The sequence below is a fragment of the Streptomyces sp. NPDC091412 genome (genome assembly GCF_044756885.1).
Classification (GTDB): Bacteria; Actinomycetota; Actinomycetes; order Streptomycetales; family Streptomycetaceae; genus Streptomyces.
Window position 1 is genome coordinate 209487 of sequence record NZ_JBIVTV010000002.1, and the last position, 16399, is coordinate 225885.

General features: G+C 70.1%; 14 protein-coding genes. 7 read left to right on the plus strand and 7 right to left on the minus strand.

All coding sequences use genetic code 11. The features are described from left to right. Positions 1-22 precede the first annotated feature (22 nt). The 5 genes from ACIQMV_RS05100 (at position 23) to ACIQMV_RS05120 (ending at position 6566) form a co-directional block, all read left to right on the plus strand. Complete coding sequence (locus ACIQMV_RS05100) at positions 23-817, plus strand: methyltransferase domain-containing protein (RefSeq protein WP_402591229.1); 795 nt, start codon at positions 23-25, stop codon at positions 815-817. Positions 818-1526: 709 nt separating this feature from the next. Continuing rightward, on the plus strand, positions 1527-2300 hold the full coding sequence (locus ACIQMV_RS05105) for an isoprenyl transferase (protein WP_402591231.1): 774 nt from the start codon (positions 1527-1529) through the stop codon (positions 2298-2300). A 340-nt stretch (positions 2301-2640) separates the two neighbouring features. Beyond that, complete coding sequence (locus ACIQMV_RS05110; RefSeq protein ID WP_141358876.1) at positions 2641-3966, plus strand: PhoH family protein; 1326 nt, start codon at positions 2641-2643, stop codon at positions 3964-3966. Positions 3967-4400: 434 nt separating this feature from the next. After that, positions 4401-5123: a transglycosylase SLT domain-containing protein gene (locus ACIQMV_RS05115; protein ID WP_141358874.1), complete on the plus strand. Its 723-nt coding sequence runs from the start codon at positions 4401-4403 to the stop codon at positions 5121-5123. Between the two features lie 132 nt (positions 5124-5255). Further along, positions 5256-6566 carry an AI-2E family transporter gene (locus ACIQMV_RS05120; RefSeq protein ID WP_402591234.1) on the plus strand — a complete coding sequence of 437 codons (1311 nt, stop codon included), beginning with the start codon at positions 5256-5258 and terminating at the stop codon, positions 6564-6566. Positions 6567-6622: 56 nt separating this feature from the next. Here the strand turns inward: ACIQMV_RS05120 and ACIQMV_RS05125 are convergent, their stop codons facing one another. Together ACIQMV_RS05125 and ACIQMV_RS05130 are read right to left on the minus strand one after the other, a co-directional pair. After that, the gene (locus ACIQMV_RS05125; protein WP_141358872.1) at positions 6623-7156 is read right to left on the minus strand and encodes an alkyl hydroperoxide reductase; all 534 of its coding nucleotides are present in this window, start codon (positions 7154-7156) and stop codon (positions 6623-6625) included. Between the two features lie 4 nt (positions 7157-7160). Continuing rightward, the gene (locus ACIQMV_RS05130; protein ID WP_141366301.1) at positions 7161-7715 is read right to left on the minus strand and encodes a peroxiredoxin; all 555 of its coding nucleotides are present in this window, start codon (positions 7713-7715) and stop codon (positions 7161-7163) included. A 133-nt stretch (positions 7716-7848) separates the two neighbouring features. On the opposite strand from ACIQMV_RS05130, the gene ACIQMV_RS05135 reads away from it, so the two are divergent. Continuing rightward, positions 7849-8829 (plus strand): hydrogen peroxide-inducible genes activator, encoded by a 981-nt coding sequence (locus ACIQMV_RS05135; RefSeq protein ID WP_402591236.1) that lies wholly within the window; start codon positions 7849-7851, stop codon positions 8827-8829. Positions 8830-8860: 31 nt separating this feature from the next. Here ACIQMV_RS05135 and ACIQMV_RS05140 read toward each other — a convergent pair whose 3' ends face one another. The 5 genes from ACIQMV_RS05140 to ACIQMV_RS05160 all read right to left on the minus strand — a co-directional run bounded on the left by ACIQMV_RS05140 (position 8861) and on the right by ACIQMV_RS05160 (position 13753). Beyond that, a complete protein-coding gene (locus ACIQMV_RS05140; RefSeq protein WP_402591238.1) occupies positions 8861-11203 on the minus strand; it encodes an ABC transporter permease in 2343 nt (780 codons plus the stop codon). Then, positions 11200-11889, minus strand: a complete 690-nt coding sequence (locus tag ACIQMV_RS05145; RefSeq protein WP_141358866.1) for an ABC transporter ATP-binding protein — start codon at positions 11887-11889, stop codon at positions 11200-11202. Before ACIQMV_RS05145 ends, ACIQMV_RS05140 begins: the two co-directional genes overlap by 4 nt. Beyond that, positions 11886-12410: a PadR family transcriptional regulator gene (locus ACIQMV_RS05150; protein WP_402591241.1), complete on the minus strand. Its 525-nt coding sequence runs from the start codon at positions 12408-12410 to the stop codon at positions 11886-11888. Before ACIQMV_RS05150 ends, ACIQMV_RS05145 begins: the two co-directional genes overlap by 4 nt. Positions 12411-12515: 105 nt before the next feature. Beyond that, the gene (locus ACIQMV_RS05155) at positions 12516-12779 is read right to left on the minus strand and encodes a hypothetical protein (protein WP_401773271.1); all 264 of its coding nucleotides are present in this window, start codon (positions 12777-12779) and stop codon (positions 12516-12518) included. Beyond that, positions 12776-13753, minus strand: coding sequence for an SPFH domain-containing protein (locus ACIQMV_RS05160; protein WP_402591243.1), 978 nt, complete (start codon positions 13751-13753; stop codon positions 12776-12778). Before ACIQMV_RS05160 ends, ACIQMV_RS05155 begins: the two co-directional genes overlap by 4 nt. Before the next feature lie 259 nt (positions 13754-14012). Between ACIQMV_RS05160 and ACIQMV_RS05165 the strand changes: the two genes are divergently transcribed. Continuing rightward, complete coding sequence (locus ACIQMV_RS05165) at positions 14013-16358, plus strand: transglycosylase domain-containing protein (protein WP_402591245.1); 2346 nt, start codon at positions 14013-14015, stop codon at positions 16356-16358. The last annotated feature ends 41 nt before the right edge of the window (positions 16359-16399 follow it).

Sequence of the window (16399 nt, forward strand, 5' to 3'; positions counted from 1 at the left end):
GGTTTCGGGGACGATCACCTGTATGGCAGACCGTCAGGACCGTCCCGCCCGCTCTTTCGACGACCTCGTCGCCGAGGGGGCCGCCGTTCCCACCGCGGGCTGGGACTTCTCGTGGTTCGCGGGCCGGGCCACCGAAGAGCGGCCCTCCTGGGGGTACGCCGTCTCGATGGCCGCCCGGCTGGCCGGGGCCCGCGCCGTGCTCGACGTGCAGACCGGGGGAGGGGAGGTCCTTGACTTCGCGCTCGGCCGGGCCGAGGCCGCTCCCGCGCTGCTCGCCGCCACCGAGGGCTGGCCGCCGAACGTGGCCGGGGCCACCGCACTGCTCCGCCCGCGGGGTGTCGTGGTCGTCGACTCCCCGGAGGACGCGCCGCTGCCGTTCGCCGACGGCGCCTTCGACCTCGTCGTCAGCCGGCACCCCGTACGCGCGCACTGGGCGGAGATCGCCCGCGTCCTTGAGCCCGGCGGGACGTACTTCGCCCAGCACGTCGGGCCCGGCAGCGTCTTCGAACTCGTCGAGCACTTCCTCGGGCCCCAGCCGGAGGAGTCGCGCGCCGCCCGCCACCCCGACCGCGAGAGCGCGGACGCGCGGGCGGCCGGTCTGGAGGTCGTCGACCTGCGCGCGGAACGCCTGCGGATGGAGTTCCACGACATCGCCGCCGTCGTGCACTTCCTGCGCAAGGTGGTCTGGATGGTCCCCGGGTTCACCGTCGAGGCGTACGAGCCCCGGCTGCGGGCGCTGCACGAACGGATCGAGGCGCGGGGCCCGTTCGTGGCGTACAGCACCCGCCATCTCGTCGAGGCCCGCAGGGCGAGGTGAAACACCCACAATGGGGCGCCTGTTCTCACATCGTTACCGCTTGCCCCTCGCGTCACCCGTTTCGCCGCCCGTAAAGTTCAGACCAAGGGAATTCGCGTGAGCAAAGCCGCGCGGTCGGTGCCGCGTGGTGGAGGGGGCTGCGCGGTGCCGCACAGCCCCCTGATGGCGGTATCCGCCCGGCCCGGAGGCCGGTGCGGGGCGGGTGCCGTCGGCGTCAAGCGGGCGTTCGCGGCCGGGTCGCCCATGGGAGGGATCCGGGGGCAACACGCCGTGCGACCCCAAATGGCCGAGCCCCTTCGCTTCTCGTTGAATCCCGTCCGTTTGGCCGCTGATTCCGTCGTGATTCAGCCATGATCGGGTGCGGAATGTTGGATTCCGGCGCTCCGGTGCGATCTCCATGCGTCGCCGCACAACTCCGGAGAGTAATTTTGTCGCGTCTGGGCACACACCAGCCCTTACGAAGGGTTATGGTGGAAACCCCCCCTCGGGCCGGTCCGTCTCCCCCCCCCACGGACCGGCCCGTTTTCTTTGGGAGTCGCGAGTCCCGCGTCTGATACACCAGGGCGCGCACAGCGCCCTGTTGAGGGACGCTGGGAATGCCGGGGGTAGGCTTCGCCCCCGGGGACCGCCATACGGACCAGGCCGCCGCACGGACAGGGAACGCCCCCGGCCGCGCCTGTCCGATCCATACGGAGGGGCTGACGAACACGTGAACCTGCGCGACAAGCTGCGCGGCCTGCTGGTCAGGCTGTACGCACGCCGGGTGGAGGGCCACCTGGACCCCGCTCAGGTGCCCAAGCACATCGGCGTCATCATGGACGGCAACCGGCGCTGGGCGAAGGCCGCCGGTTCCACCACCGCCCAGGGCCACCGGGCCGGCGCGGACAAGATCGAGGAGTTCCTCGGCTGGTGCACCGAGACGGACGTCAGGGTCGTCACGCTCTGGCTGCTCTCCACGGACAACTTCGACCGGCCCCAGGAAGAACTCGTCCCGCTCCTCGGCATCATCGAGGACGTCGTGCGCACCCTGGCCGCCGACGGCCGCTGGCGCGTCCACCACGTCGGCACCATGGACCTGCTGCCACCGGTCATGCAGGCCACCCTCAAGGAGGCCGAGGAGGCCACCGCCCACGTCGACGGAATAGTCGTCAACGTCGCCATCGGCTACGGCGGCCGGCAGGAGATCGCCGACGCCGTGCGTTCCATGCTCCTCGACGCCCACGACCGGGGCACCTCCATGGAGGACCTCGCCGAGTCCGTCGACATCGACATGATCGGCCGCCACCTGTACACCAAGGCCCAGCCCGACCCGGACCTGGTGATCCGCACCAGCGGGGAGCAGCGGCTGTCCGGCTTCATGATCTGGCAGACGGCGCACTCCGAGTACTACTTCTGCGACGTCTTCTGGCCGGCCTTCCGCAAGGTCGACTTCCTGCGCGCGCTGCGCGACTACGCGGCCCGGGGCCGCCGCTACGGCGGCTGAGGACATACCCCTTCCGTCACCCGGGTGCCACCTCTTCACGAGGAGTTCCTTCGTGCGTCGTTCCGTGTATTTGCATGGCGGCGCATCTTCGAGGGCATAAGGCAAACAGGTCGACACCCGAACCACGGGCGTCGGATCTCAGCGGACGGCTCGGGGCCGTCCGCCCGGGAGGCCCTTTGTACGAGCCCGACCGTGCGGTCACAGCACGGACGAAGACGTGGATGGCCGGTTTTCGGCCCGCCGTGTGCGGGGGCCGTCGACCGGCCGGCTTACTCCCGCCCGCCCGGCCCGGCCTCCGTCTCGTCGCTCCCCGACCTCATCCGAGGGGGTACGTCCTTCCGTGGTGACCAGCACAAAGCGCCACAAGCCAGACCGGCGCACCTACGTTCTCGACACCAGCGTCCTGCTGGCGGACCCGAACGCCCTGACCCGCTTCGACGAGCACGAGGTCGTGCTCCCGATCGTCGTGGTCACGGAGCTGGAGGCCAAGCGGCACCATCCCGAACTCGGCTACTTCGCCCGGCAGGCCCTGCGCCTGCTGGACGACTACCGGGTCCGGCACGGTCGCCTCGACGCCCCCATCCCGATCGGGGACCTCGGCGGAACGATCCGGGTCGAGCTCAACCACTCGGACCCCAGCGTGCTGCCCACCGGCTACCGCCTGGGGGACAACGACTCCCGCATCCTCGCGGTCGCCCGCAACCTGCAGGCGGAAGGGTACGACGTCACCGTCGTCTCGAAGGACCTGCCGCTGCGCATCAAGGCGTCCTCCGTTGGCCTGCTGGCCGAGGAGTACCGCGCGGAACTCGCCATCACCGACTCCTCCGGCTGGACCGGGATGTCCGAACTCACCCTGCCGGGTGAACAGGTGGACATCCTCTTCGAGGAGGGTCACCTCCACGTCCCGGAGGCGGTCGGCCTGCCCGTGCACACCGGTCTGACGATCCAGTCCGAGCGGGGCAAGGCCCTGGGCCGCGTCACACCCGAGGGCGGCGTCCGGCTGGTGCGCGGCGACCGGGAGGCGTTCGGCATCAAGGGGCGCAGCGCGGAGCAGCGGATCGCGCTGGACCTGCTGCTCGACCCGGACGTCGGGATCGTGTCGATGGGCGGCCGGGCCGGCACCGGCAAGTCGGCGCTGGCGCTGTGCGCGGGTCTGGAGGCGGTCCTGGAGCGCCGTCAGCACCAGAAGGTGATGGTCTTCCGCCCGCTGTACGCCGTCGGCGGCCAGGAGCTCGGCTATCTGCCGGGCACCGAGGCGGAGAAGATGAACCCGTGGGCGCAGGCGGTCTTCGACACGCTGTCGGCGGTCACGTCCCGGGAGGTCATCGAGGAGGTCACCGCGCGCGGGATGCTGGAGGTCCTGCCGCTCACCCACATCCGCGGCCGGTCGCTGCACGACGCGTTCGTGATCGTGGACGAGGCCCAGTCTCTGGAGCGGAACGTCCTGCTGACCGTTCTGTCCCGGATCGGGGCCAACTCGCGGGTGGTTCTGACCCATGACGTGGCGCAGCGGGACAATCTGCGGGTCGGTCGCTACGACGGTGTCGTCGCCGTCGTGGAGAAACTGAAGGGTCATCCGCTCTTCGCGCACGTGACACTGACCCGGTCCGAGAGGTCCCAGATCGCGGCTCTTGTGACCGAAATGCTGGAGGACGGGCACATCTGATCGCATCCGCCCACCCTCAAGAGTGATACGGGAGTTGGCGCCGTCCGGCAAAGGCCTGAGCCTAGCCGGGCGGCGTCCGCGTGTGCGGGCATTTGGGGAAAACCCTTGGGCCGAATGGTGTGTGAGCTTTCACACGCAACTCAGAATTGCCTTGCGGCGTTGGATTACGGCAGAGTCTCACTCCTGTCAGGCCCCGCATACGACACTTCTGTACCCCCTGAGGGGCACCTCCCAGGCGTTGAGCCCTGGGGGAGGTGCAGAGCGACACCTGAGCAGCACGCTTCAACTCCATAGCGTCGTCGTATGCCGCCCGAGCACCACGCGGCGCTCCCCTCGGGGGAGTTGCCCACCGGGCCCGCGCCTCCCGTGACCGCGCAGTGGGGAGGCCAGTGCCAGGGGCACGATTGCGTCCGCCAGGGTCACCGAAGCGGGCGATGCTGGAAGGAAACCGTGTGAGCCGGATCTCGGTCCGGGGATTCGCAGTGGCCTCCGCCACCGCGGTCACCGCTGTCGGAAGCGTCGTCGGTGTTGCCTCGGGCAGCACCGCGCAGAACAACGACGCCGAGGCGATGGCAGCCGACGCGACGCTTCTCGCGGACATCCCCGTAGGCCAGCAGGCCCAGGTGCAGACCGCCTCCCTGGCGCAGCAGGCCGACGCACAGGCCATCGCCGCGGACGCGAGCGCCAAGAAGGAGGCCGAGCAGGCCGCCCGCAAGGCCGCCGCCCAGACGGCGATCGCCAAGAAGGCGGAGGCCGAGAGGGCCGAGAAGGCCGCCAAGGAAGCCAAGGAGCGTGCCGAGCTCGAGGCGGCGGCCAGCCGTTCCGCGAGCCGCGACGCCTCCAGCTTCCCGGTGCAGAGCTCGTACACCATCTCGCAGATCCAGGCGATGGCGCGTTCGATGGTGCCCGCGGGCCAGTTCCAGTGCTTCAGCAACATCGTGAACCACGAGTCCAGCTGGAACTACCGGGCGGTCAACCCCTCGTCCGGCGCGTACGGCCTGTTCCAGGCGCTGCCCGGCTCCAAGATGTCCTCCGTGGGCGCCGACTGGCAGACCAACCCGGCCACCCAGATCAAGTGGGGCCTGAACTACATGGACAGCCGCTACGGCAGCCCCTGCGACGCGTGGAACTTCTGGCAGGCCAACCACTGGTACTGAGCCGGACCACCGCCGAACTCAACCTCCGCACAGCCCCTCCCCGTCTTAGGGGGAGGGGCTGTTGCCCTGTACGGTCGGTCCGGACGACTCCAGGGGGGAGTGGTGGGGAGAGACGGGGGAAGAGGACGGATCATGTCGCGAGTGCCAGGGTGGCTCGGCCGGCTCGGCGCCGGACTCACCGAAATGGGTGAGCGGTTGGACGAGCGTCGTGCCGAGGTGGAGAAGGACCACACCGACCCCGCCGGGCCGGAGCCGGACGTGGACCCCGAGCCCTTGCCGGACCCGATCGCCGGCCCCGCCCGGCCCGATCCCGCCCAGGCCGTGCCGTGGGGCGTACGGGTGGCGGCGGAGGCGGGCTGGCGGGTGCTGGTGCTCGCGGGCACCGTGTGGGTGCTGATGCGCGCCATCAGCGCCATCCAGCTGGTGGTGCTCGCGTTCGTCACCGCGCTGCTCATCACGGCGCTGCTCCAGCCGACGGTGGCGTGGCTGAGGCGGTACGGGCTGCCGCGCGGGCCGGCCACCGCGCTCACCGCGATCCTCGGCTTCGTCATCATGGGGCTGATCGGGTGGTTCGTGACCTGGCAGGTCATGGAGAACATCGACACGCTCTCCACCCAGATCCAGGACGGCATCGACCAGCTGCGCAAGTGGCTGCTGAACAGCCCCTTCCATGTGACCGACAAGCAGATCAACCAGATAGCGAAGAACCTGCGGGACGCGGTCGGCGCCAACACCGACCAGATCACCTCGGCCGGCCTGCAGGGCGTGACGGTGATCGTGGAGGCGCTGACCGGGATTCTGCTGACGGTCTTCTCCACGCTGTTCCTGCTCTACGACGGCCGGCGCATCTGGGAGTGGACGCTGAAGCTGGTGCCGGCTGCGGCGCGTCCGGGCGTGGCCGGTGCCGGTCCGCGGGCCTGGCGCACGCTGACCGCGTACGTGCGCGGCACGGTGATCGTGGCGCTGATCGACGCGATCTTCATCGGGCTGGGGATCTACTTCCTCAATGTGCCGATGGCGGTGCCGCTGGCCGTCTTCATCTTCCTGTTCGCCTTCATCCCGCTGGTGGGCGCGGTGGTGTCGGGCGCGCTGGCGGTGGTCGTGGCCCTGGTCACCCAGGGAGTCTTCACCGCGGTGATGGTCCTGGTGGTGGTGCTGGCGGTGCAGCAGCTCGAGGGGCACGTGCTGCAACCGTTCATCCTCGGCCGTGCCGTGCGGGTGCACCCGCTGGCGGTGGTCCTGTCGGTCGCCGCGGGCGGGCTGATCGCGGGGATCGGCGGCGCGGTGGTGGCGGTGCCGCTGGTGGCGGTGACGAACACGGTGGTGGGATATCTGCGGGCCTACGCGCGCGAGCAGGAGCGGCGTCAGACACGCGTGCCCGAGGCGCCTCCGGCGGAGCCGGCCACCGTGCCGTCCGGCTCGGGGGGTCCCGAACCGAGCTGAAACGACGAACCCCGTCCACCTTCGAGGGTGGACGGGGTTCGGCCGTGCGGTACGCGTTACTCCGCGAGGGCCGCTTCCGCGTCGAGGGTCGTCGCGACGGCCTGGACCACCGCGGCGATCTTGAACGCTTCCTGGATGACCTCGCGGTCCACGCCGGCCTTGCGCAGGACCTGCTCGTGGGAGTCGAGGCACATGCCGCAGCCGTTGATGGCGGAGACGGCGAAGGACCACAGCTCGAAGTCGATCTTGTCGACGCCGGGGTTGCCGATGACGTTCATCCGCAGGCCGGCCCGCAGGGTGCCGTACTCCTGGTCGGACAGGAGGTGGCGGGTGCGGTAGAAGACGTTGTTCATCGCCATGACGGCCGCCGCGGCCTTCGCCGCGGTGTACGCCTCCGGCGACAGGTTCGCCTTCGCCTCCGGCTCCAGCTCACGCAGGACGATCGGCGAGCGCGAGGCGATCGCCGTGGCCAGCACCGTGCCCCACAGCTGCTGCGCGGGGAGGTCGCTGTTGCCGATGACCGAGCCCAGGTTGAGCTTGAGGTCCTTGGCGTAGTCCGGGACGGCGGACTTCAGGGAGTCCAGGGACATGGGGTCACTCACCCGCCAGCAGGGCGACCGGGTCGAGGGTCTCGTCGCCCTTGGTCCAGTTGCAGGGGCACAGCTCGTCCGTCTGGAGGGCGTCCAGGACCCGCAGGACCTCCTTGGGGTTACGGCCGACCGAGCCCGCCGTCACCATGGAGAACTGGATCTCGTTGTTCTGGTCCACGATGAAGACCGCGCGCTTGGCGAAGCCGTCCTCGCCCTCGATGCCGAGGTCGCGCATCAGCTCGTGCTTGGAGTCCGCCATCATCGGGAACGGCAGGTCACGCAGGTCGTCGTGGTCCTTGCGCCAGGCGTGGTGGACGAACTCGGAGTCGCCGGAGAAGCCGAGGACCTGGGCGTCGCGGTCGGCGAACTCGTCGTTCAGCTTGCCGAAGGCGGCGATCTCGGTCGGGCACACGAAGGTGAAGTCCTTGGGCCAGGCGAAGACGACCTTCCACTTGCCCTCGTAGGTCTTGTGGTCGATCGTCTCGAACTCCTTGCCCTTCTCCAGCGAGACGCAGGCGGTCAGTTCGAACGCGGGGAACTTGTCACCGACAGTGAGCACGTGCTCTCCTTGCAGCGAGGAAACACCGGTCGCGCTGGTGTTTCCCATGGGTTGGACGATGCCGATGGTGGCACACGGTGCATTGATTACAGAAATAGCTACACTCGGTCGGGTTGATCGGAGGTGGTTATCAGTGACCGTCGGTAATCTCGGAAAGCGCAGGCAGCCTAGCCTGTCCCAGTTGCGCGCCTTCGCCGCGGTCGCGGAGCATCTGCACTTCCGGGACGCCGCCGCGGCGATCGGCATGAGCCAGCCGGCCCTCTCCGGTGCCGTCTCCTCACTGGAGGAGACACTCGGTGTCACGCTGCTGGAGCGTACGACGCGCAAGGTGCTGCTCTCGCCCGCCGGCGAGCGGCTCGCCGTCCGGGCCAAGGCCGTGCTCGGGGAGGTCGGCGCCCTGCTGGAGGAGGCCGAGGCCGTCCGGGCGCCCTTCACCGGCGTACTGCGGCTCGGCGTCATCCCCACCGTCGCGCCCTATCTGCTGCCCACCGTGCTGCGGCTCGTCCACGACCGCTACCCCGACCTCGACCTCCAGGTCCACGAGGAGCAGACCGCCAACCTGCTCGACGGGCTCGCCGGCGGGCGGCTCGACCTGCTGCTCCTCGCCGTCCCCCTCGGCGTGCCCGGCGTCGTGGAACTCCCCCTGTTCGACGAGGACTTCGTCCTGGTGACCCCGCTCGACCACCGGCTCGGCGGCCGGGAGGGCATCCCGCGCGAGGCACTGAAGGAACTCAATCTGCTGCTGCTCGACGAGGGCCACTGCCTGCGCGACCAGGCGCTCGACATCTGCCGCGAGGCCGGGCGCGAGAACGCCCCGGTGACGACGACCGCCGCGGGGCTGTCCACCCTCGTCCAGCTCGTCGCCGGCGGCCTCGGCTGCACCCTGCTGCCCCGTACCGCCCTCAGGGTCGAGACCTCCCGCAACAACCAGCTCCTCACCGGCTACTTCGCCGACCCCGCCCCCTCCCGCCGTATCGCCCTGGCCATGCGCACCGGCGCGGCCCGCGCCGCCGAGTACCGGGAACTGGCCGCCGCCCTGCGTACGGACCTGCGGCCCCTGCCGGTGCGCGTGCTGGACGGCGCCGGCCGGGACCGAGTTTCCGGGTGCGACTGAGCCCCCGGGTGCGGGGGCTCAGTCCCGGGGGTCACTCCGTGCGCAGGCCGTCCGGGCGCATCAGGCGCAGCAGCGGCGGAAGGCTGAGCAGGGTGACCGTGAGGACGACTCCCGCGCCGATGCCGGTCATCGCCAGCACACTCGGCCAGTGCACGGCCACCGTGGTGTTCGTCATCTTCAGCAGCACCGCTCCCAGCGTCATCCCGACCGCCGCGGCCAGCAGCAGGCCGAGCATGACCGGGATCGCCGTCTGCCACAGCACCGACAGGCTCAGCGTGCGCCGCCGGGTACCGAAGGCGACCAGCGCCGACAGCAGCTTCTTCCGCTCCCGCAACTGCTCCAGCTGCGACACCAGCAGGCTCGCCCCGATCAGCAGCAGCACACAGGTCGCGCCGACGAACAGGCCGGTGCGGATGGAGGCGAACTTCTTCGACTCCTCGGCGGCGACCCACACGTGCGCGCCCGTCATCGGGTCGACCGCCGCCGCCGTGTTGCGCACGTACTCGTGCACGTTCGGGACCGACTGGTCGATCGACAGGTAGATCTGTCCCCAGACCGTCGTGTCCGTCCCCGGGGGCGCCGCGGCCGGTGTCATCAGCAGGCCGCTGCGCCTTTCGCCCATGGGGTCCTCGATCGACCGGGCGGGCTTCACGGTGGCCGGGACGGTCCACGGAACATCGTCCTGCTCCATGCCCGAGGACAGGTCGAAGTGCAGCTCGCGGCCGGGCTTGACCAGCTTCACCGTGTCGGCATCGAACTGGCTGCCGCTGAGGGCGAAGACGTCCCCGTCGTGGCAGGAGGACATGCGCGCCACTTCGCGCAGGGAGGCGCAGTCGCCGATCGTCACCGTGGCCGAGACACGAGATTCCTCCTCCTCCTCGCTCTTCCAGGACTTGTCACCGACCGATGCCTGGGACAGCACCGTGGCCTTCCGCACGCCCTTCGTGGCCGAGAACTTCTCGGCGGCCCCGGTGAGTGAGATGCCCCGCGGCGCGCTCACCTCCATCTGGGCCCGGTAGAGGTTCTTTCCGGAGTCCTTGGTGTAGTCGCCCTGCACTCCGGCGAAGAGCATCTGGAGCGCGATCGCCCCGGCCACCGCGACCGCGATGCCGCTGACCAGCCGTGCCGCCGTACCGCTGCTCAACTGGAGCCGCCGTACGGCCAGTTGCCAGGCCACTCCGCCGCCGCCGAGCCGGGCGACGACCGTCTCCACGGTCCACGGCAGCAGCGCGGTCACCCCGATCAGCAGCAGGGTCACGCCGCCGATCACCAGGTACTGGTTGAAGTCCCCGTTGCCGCGGCCCTGGCCGAGCATCGGGTAGAGCATCCCCAGGCCCACGACGGGAAGCAGCAGCCGCCACCACAGCCGGCGCCGCGCGGGCTTCGCCGTGCGCACCACGCCCAGCGGCTCGATGACCACTCCGCGCAGCGCCAGCAGGGTGACCAGCACCGCCGCGGCCGGCACCGCGACCGCGACCAGCGCGGCCAGCCAGGGGGAGGGATTGAGGTAGCTGGGGAAGACGCTGATGCCGACGACCTCGACGGACCCGGCGGCCTGACGGCCGATCAGGAAGAAGACCGCGCCGAAGACCAGTCCGAGCAACGCGCCCGCCATCGCCTCGCCGGCCGCGATACGGCGGGTCATCCGGCTGTCGGAGCCGACCAGCCGGAGCGCGGCGAGCCTGCGGTCGCGCTGCTCGCCCCCGAACCGCACCGCCGCGGCGATGAACACGGCGACCGGCATCAGCAGTGCCACGAAGACGACCATCACGAGCAGCAGCAGCACCGGGTCCGAGCGCTCCGTCCGCTGCGGGCTGCCGTACTCGGTGATCCGGGCCACCTGCCAGCCGTTGATGCGCGGCGCCAGATTCTCCACGCCCGCGTAGTAGGCCAGTTCGCGGGAGCCGATGAGTCCGCTCTCGGCGATCGTGCCGACCACGCGGTACGGCAGCCGCTCCCGCAGCAGCCTTCCGGAGCCGGAGTCGAGCAGTTCCCTGAGCGCGGGCGAGACCACCATCTCGCCCGGCTTCGGGTACGCGGCCACCCCCGGGGGAAGCGGCGCCCGCGGCCCCTCGGGCTCCACCAGCCGTCCGCGTACCTCCTTGTCGTGGTACGTCGTGTCGATGTCCGCGATCACCAGGGTGTCGTCGGCCTTCGGCGGGGGGTTCTGGATGTAGGTGTAGTCCTCGCGGGCCTCGCTCCGCTCGTGCCGTACCGACAGCGCGCTCGGTATCGCGGTGGTGAGCAGCAGCAGTGCCACGCCGAGCCCGACGCCGACCGCCGTGAGCACGACCCGGAGCCATCCCTCGCGTCCCCCCGTGAACGCGAACCTGGCCCCCATGCTCAGGTCGCGGGCCCACTGACGCACGCTCATACGACGCGCTCCATGTCCCGGGACTTGCCGTCCCGCACGACGATCTCGCGGTCGGAGTACGCGGCGACCCGTGCCTCGTGGGTGACGAGGACGACCGCCGCGTTGGACGACCGGGCGGCCTCCGTGAGCAGTTCCATCACGCGCTCGCCGTTGAGCGAGTCCAGTGCGCCGGTCGGCTCGTCGGCGAACAGCACGCGCGGGTCGGTGACCAGCGCCCGGGCCACCGCGACGCGCTGGCCCTGGCCGCCGGAGACCTCGCCGGGGCGCTTCTTGCGCAGGTCGTCGACCTCCAGCCGGCGCATCCACTCCAGCGCCGCCCGCTCGGCCTCCTTGCGGGAGGTGCCGTTCAGCCGGAGCGGCAGGGCCACGTTCTCCACGCAGGTCAGCTCGGGCACCAGCTGGCCGAACTGGAAGACGAAGCCGAACTCCGAGCGCCTGAGCGCACTGCGCTGGGCGTCGGTCATGGTCGACAGCTCACGGCCGTCGTAGGTGATCGACCCCGAGTCGGGGGTGACGATCCCGGCGAGGCAGTGCAGCAGGGTGGACTTGCCGGAGCCGGAGGGCCCCATCACGGCGACGACCTCGCCGGCGTGGATGGAGAATCCGGCGCCGTCCAGGGCGGTGGTCGGGCCGTAGGCCTTGCGCAGGTTCTCGGCGGTCAGCAGGGAGCCGGGGGGAGGAGTCACCGGGCCACCGCCTCACGGAGCTTGTCGAGGCGGGCCGCGGTCAGCTCCAGCCAGCGCAGATCGGCCTCGAGGTGGAACAGGGCGTGGTCGCAGATGAGCTGGTCGGCGAGATCCCCCTTGCGCTTGCGTTCGGTCAGGATCCGCATGCTGCGCAGGTGCTCGGCGCGCTGGGTGTCGAGGACGTCGGCGGCGTCGCGATGGGTGAGCAACGCCAGGACGACCTTGGTGTAGAGCGTCGACTGAAGGTACAGTTCCGGCTTCTCCGGCGTGGCGAGCCACCGCCCCACGTCGGTGACGCCGGCCTGGGTGATCGCGTACCGCTTGCGCTCGGGGCCGTCACCCGCCTCGATTCCGTCGACCTCGACGAGCCCGTTCTTCAGCAGTCGGGACATCGTCGAGTAGACCTGGCCGTAGTGCAGCGGCCGGTCGTGACCGAACTTCTCGTCGAAGGCCCGCTTCAGGTCGTAACCGTGACGCGGGCCGGACTCAAGGAGCCCCAGGAGGGTGTGACCGATGGACATGCCGACGACTCTACACAGTGTGTATACGCGGCATGTATACGCCGCGTGTCGACGCGGTGGCGGAAGAGGTGACTGCGCAGGTGGGAGGCGATTGTCACGGTTCTGCTACGGGGCCTGAGGTCCCTCGGGCGGTCGCGGGGCGCGCGGAGGGCGGCCCCGGCGCGGGAGGGGGCCGGCCTCGCCCGGCAGGCGGCCCGTCTCCGCGAGGGCACGGCGCAGGAGGAACTCGATCTGTGCGTTGGCCGAGCGGAGCTCGTCCGAGGCCCAGCGGGCGAGCGCGTCGTACACCGACGGGTCCAGCCGCAGCAGCACCTGCTTGCGCTGCCGCGGCCGGCGGCCGGGGGAGGACCCTTCCTCGGTGGCGGTCACTGGTAGAGCGTCCCGGTGTTCAGCACCGGCTGCGGTGCCCGGTCCCCGCACAGCACCACCATCAGGTTCGAGACCATCGCCGCCTTCCGTTCCTCGTCCAGTTCCACGATCCCCTGCTCGGAGATCCGGGCGAGCGCCGCCTCGACCATGCCGACCGCGCCGTCCACGATCTCCCGGCGGGCCGCGACGACCGCGCCGGCCTGTTGCCGCTGGAGCATCGCCGAGGCGATCTCGGGGGCGTAGGCCAGATGCGTGAAGCGGGACTCGACGATCTGCACCCCGGCCGCCTCCACGCGCGCGTGCAGTTCGGCGGCGAGCTTCTCGGTGATCTCCTCGGCGTTGCCGCGCAGCGACAGCCCGTCCTCGTCGTGGGCGTCGTAGGGGTACTCGATCGCGATGTGCCGTACGGCCGCCTCGGTCTGGGTGGAGACGAACTCCAGGAAGTCGTCCACCTCGAAGGTGGCCTGCGCGGTGTCCCGCACCTTCCACACCACGACCGCGGCGAGTTCGATGGGGTTGCCGTAGGCGTCGTTGACCTTGAGCACGGCGGTCTCGTGGTTGCGGACGCGGGTGGAGATCTTCGTCCGGGAGGTGAAAGGGTTCACCCAGCGCAGCCCGTCCTCGCGGATCGTGCCCCGGTAGCGGCCGAAGAGCTGGACCACCCGGGCCTCGCCCGGCGCGACCGTGTTCAGTCCGTACATCCCGAGCAGCGCGCCGGTGCCGACCACGAGGGCGACGACGATCAGCGCGGCCCTCGCGCCGGTGGCCGAGGCGTTCACCCCGCCCGCGAACAGGGCCGCGGCGACCAGCAGTCCGAGGAGGCCGAGGAGCAGGGCGAGTCCGCCCCCGATGCTGTGCGCCGGGAACTCCCGCACGCGCGGCTCCGGCATCGCGGGCACCTCGGCCGGCTCGGTGGCGGGTGCGGGGTCCTGTGCGAGGTCGTGCGTGGCGTCGCGCGGTGGCTGTGCGGGCATGGCGGGTCCCCCCTGGTCGTCGTGGGCCCGTGGCATCTCGGACCACGGTTTCTGTCTATCTAAGTGATATCACTTTAGCATCGGACGGCAACCCTTGGTGCCCCTGGAACGTCGGTTCCACTGGGGCGGGTGCTGATTGTCACGTCCGTGATGGGACGTATCAGGGCGCCTTTGTCACAGACGGCGGTGTTAGCTTTCTGAGCTGACCCGGACCACGCACCTGAGTGACAGGCGAGACGGAAGCGGAGCGTACGGACCCATGGGACGAGCGGAAGAGAGACGAGCGCGGCAGCACGGGGGCCGCCGCGCGGCGCCCCAGGGCTCGTCCGGGACACCGGCGGCCGGCACAGGACCCGCGGGCGGCGGCAGGGCCGCGGCCCGCCGGGCGGCGAAGCCGAAGGGGAAGAGCGGCATGGGCCGCCTGTTCACCTGGAAGAAGATGCTCGGCACCTTCTTCGGCGTCTGCCTGCTGGGCATGGGCGCCTTCATCGTGCTGTACCTGGTCGTGGACATACCCGAGGGCAACGCCGACGCGCAGCGCCAGAGCAACATCTACAAGTACAGCGACGGCACGATCCTGGCGCGTACCGGCGAGGTCAACCGCGAGATGGTGGACCTGTCCAAGGTGCCCAAGGCCGTCCAGCACTGCTTCGTCGCGGCCGAGAACAAGACCTTCTACACCGACAACGGCGTCGACCTGAAGGGCACCGCCCGCGGTCTGCTCAACACGGTGAGCGGCAAGGGCGCGCAGGGCGGCTCGACGATCACCCAGCAGTACGTCAAGAACTTCTACCTCAACCAGGACCAGACCGTCACGCGCAAGCTGAAGGAACTGGTCATCTCGCTGAAGGTGGACCAGAGGATGTCGAAGGACGACATCCTCGCCGGCTACATCAACACCAGCTACTACGGCCGGGGCGCCTACGGCATCCAGGCCGCCGCGCAGGCCTACTACCGCGTCGACGCCAAGGACCTCAGCGTCGAGCAGGGCGCGTACCTGGCGGCCCTGATGCAGGCTCCGAGCCAGTACGACTGGGCCGTCGCGAGCGACACCGGCAAGCGGCTCGCGCAGCAGCGCTGGAACTACGTGCTGGACAACATGGTCAAGCAGCGCTGGCTGGACGCCGGCAAGCGGCAGGCCATGAAGTTCCCCGTCCCCAAGGAACCCCGGCCCGCTCCCGGACGGGAGGGCCAGAAGGGCTACCTGATCGCCCTCGCCAACCAGCAGCTCGAAGAGCAGCTGATGAAGGATCAGGACCTGACCCAGGGCCAGGCGGAGCAGGCGGTCGAAGGCCAGGGCTGGACCATCACCCTGAACATCGACAAGAAGAAGCAGTCCGCGCTGGAAGAGGCGGTCACGTCGCAGCTCACCGGCAAGCTGGACGCGAAGAAGCGGACGGTGGACGGGCACGTCCAGGCCGGTGCCGTCTCCGTCGACCCGGAGTCCGGGCACATCGTCGCCCTGTACGGCGGCGTGGACTACTTGAAGCACTACCTCAGCAACGCGACCCGGCGGGACTACCAGCCGGCCTCCACCTTCAAGCCGGTGATCCTGGCCGCGGCGCTGGAGGAGGACTCCAGGACCCAGGACGGCCGGCCGATCGCGGCGAACACCGTCTACGACGGCACCAGCGGCCGTCAGGTCCTGGACCACGGCACCAAGGTCGGCTTCGGACCGCCCAACGAGGACGACCAGAACTACGGCGACATCACGGTCCAGAGGGCCATGAACCAGTCCGTCAACTCCGTCTTCGCGCAGATGGGCGTCGACGTGGGCATGGACAGGGTGATGGAGGTCGCCGGCAAGCTCGGCATGAACACCAAGGGCATGCAGGCGGTACCGGCCCAGACGCTGGGCTCCATGGGCGCCAGCCCGCTGGAGATGGCCGGGATGTACGCCACCCTCGACAACCACGGCAAGAAGGTCACCCCGACCATCGTGAAGTCGGCCGAGCAGAAGAGCCGTTCGGTCAAGATGGCCGACCCGATCGGCGAGCAGGTCATCAGCCGCGAGGCCGCCGACACGGTCACCTCCGTGCTGACCGGCGTGGTCGACGACGGTACGGCCAAGAGGTCGGTGCGGGACAACCCGCAGCGCAACGGCCAGCAGGTGGCGGGCAAGACGGGCACGTCCGACGAGAACAAGTCCGCCTGGTTCACCGGCTACACGCCGGGCCTGGTCACCTCCGTCGGCCTGTTCGGCGAGAACCCGAAGACCCACGCGCACACCACGCTGAGCGGTGCCACCGGCCTCATCCCGGGCAGCGGCCGTATCAACGGCGGTGGCTACCCGGCGCAGATCTGGGCCGACTACACCTTCCACGCGATGGGCGAGGTCCGCAAGTTCGACCTGGAAGCCAAGCAGGGTGCCGCCGTGGAGCCGTCCACGTCCCCGACGGTCACCGAGTCGCCGAGTGAGACTCCGTCCGAGACGCCCACCACCACCGCGCCGTCGGTGTCCGAGTCGCCCAGCGAGACGCCCAGCCAGACGCCGTCGCAGACACCGAGCCAGACCCCGTCGCAGTCGCCGAGCGACACGTCGACGAGCAGAGAGCCGACGGACGGCCTCAGCGACAACCCGCTCCTGCCCAACGATCAGCAGTGAGCGACGCGCGGTGAGCAGCGCGAAGGGGCGCCCGGTCGGAC

Excerpts from the sequence above, each read along its gene's own strand:
- ACIQMV_RS05115 (WP_141358874.1), top strand. The coding sequence starts at position 4,401 with ATGCTGGAAGGAAACCGTGTGAGCCGGATCTCGGTCCGGGGATTCGCA.
- ACIQMV_RS05100 (WP_402591229.1), top strand. The coding sequence starts at position 23 with ATGGCAGACCGTCAGGACCGTCCCGCCCGCTCTTTCGACGACCTCGTC.
- ACIQMV_RS05120 (WP_402591234.1), top strand. The coding sequence starts at position 5,256 with ATGTCGCGAGTGCCAGGGTGGCTCGGCCGGCTCGGCGCCGGACTCACC.
- ACIQMV_RS05125 (WP_141358872.1), bottom strand. The coding sequence starts at position 7,156 with ATGTCCCTGGACTCCCTGAAGTCCGCCGTCCCGGACTACGCCAAGGAC.
- ACIQMV_RS05140 (WP_402591238.1), bottom strand. The coding sequence starts at position 11,203 with ATGAGCGTGCGTCAGTGGGCCCGCGACCTGAGCATGGGGGCCAGGTTC.
- ACIQMV_RS05160 (WP_402591243.1), bottom strand. The coding sequence starts at position 13,753 with ATGCCCGCACAGCCACCGCGCGACGCCACGCACGACCTCGCACAGGAC.
- ACIQMV_RS05165 (WP_402591245.1), top strand. The coding sequence starts at position 14,013 with ATGGGACGAGCGGAAGAGAGACGAGCGCGGCAGCACGGGGGCCGCCGC.
- ACIQMV_RS05150 (WP_402591241.1), bottom strand. The coding sequence starts at position 12,410 with ATGTCCATCGGTCACACCCTCCTGGGGCTCCTTGAGTCCGGCCCGCGT.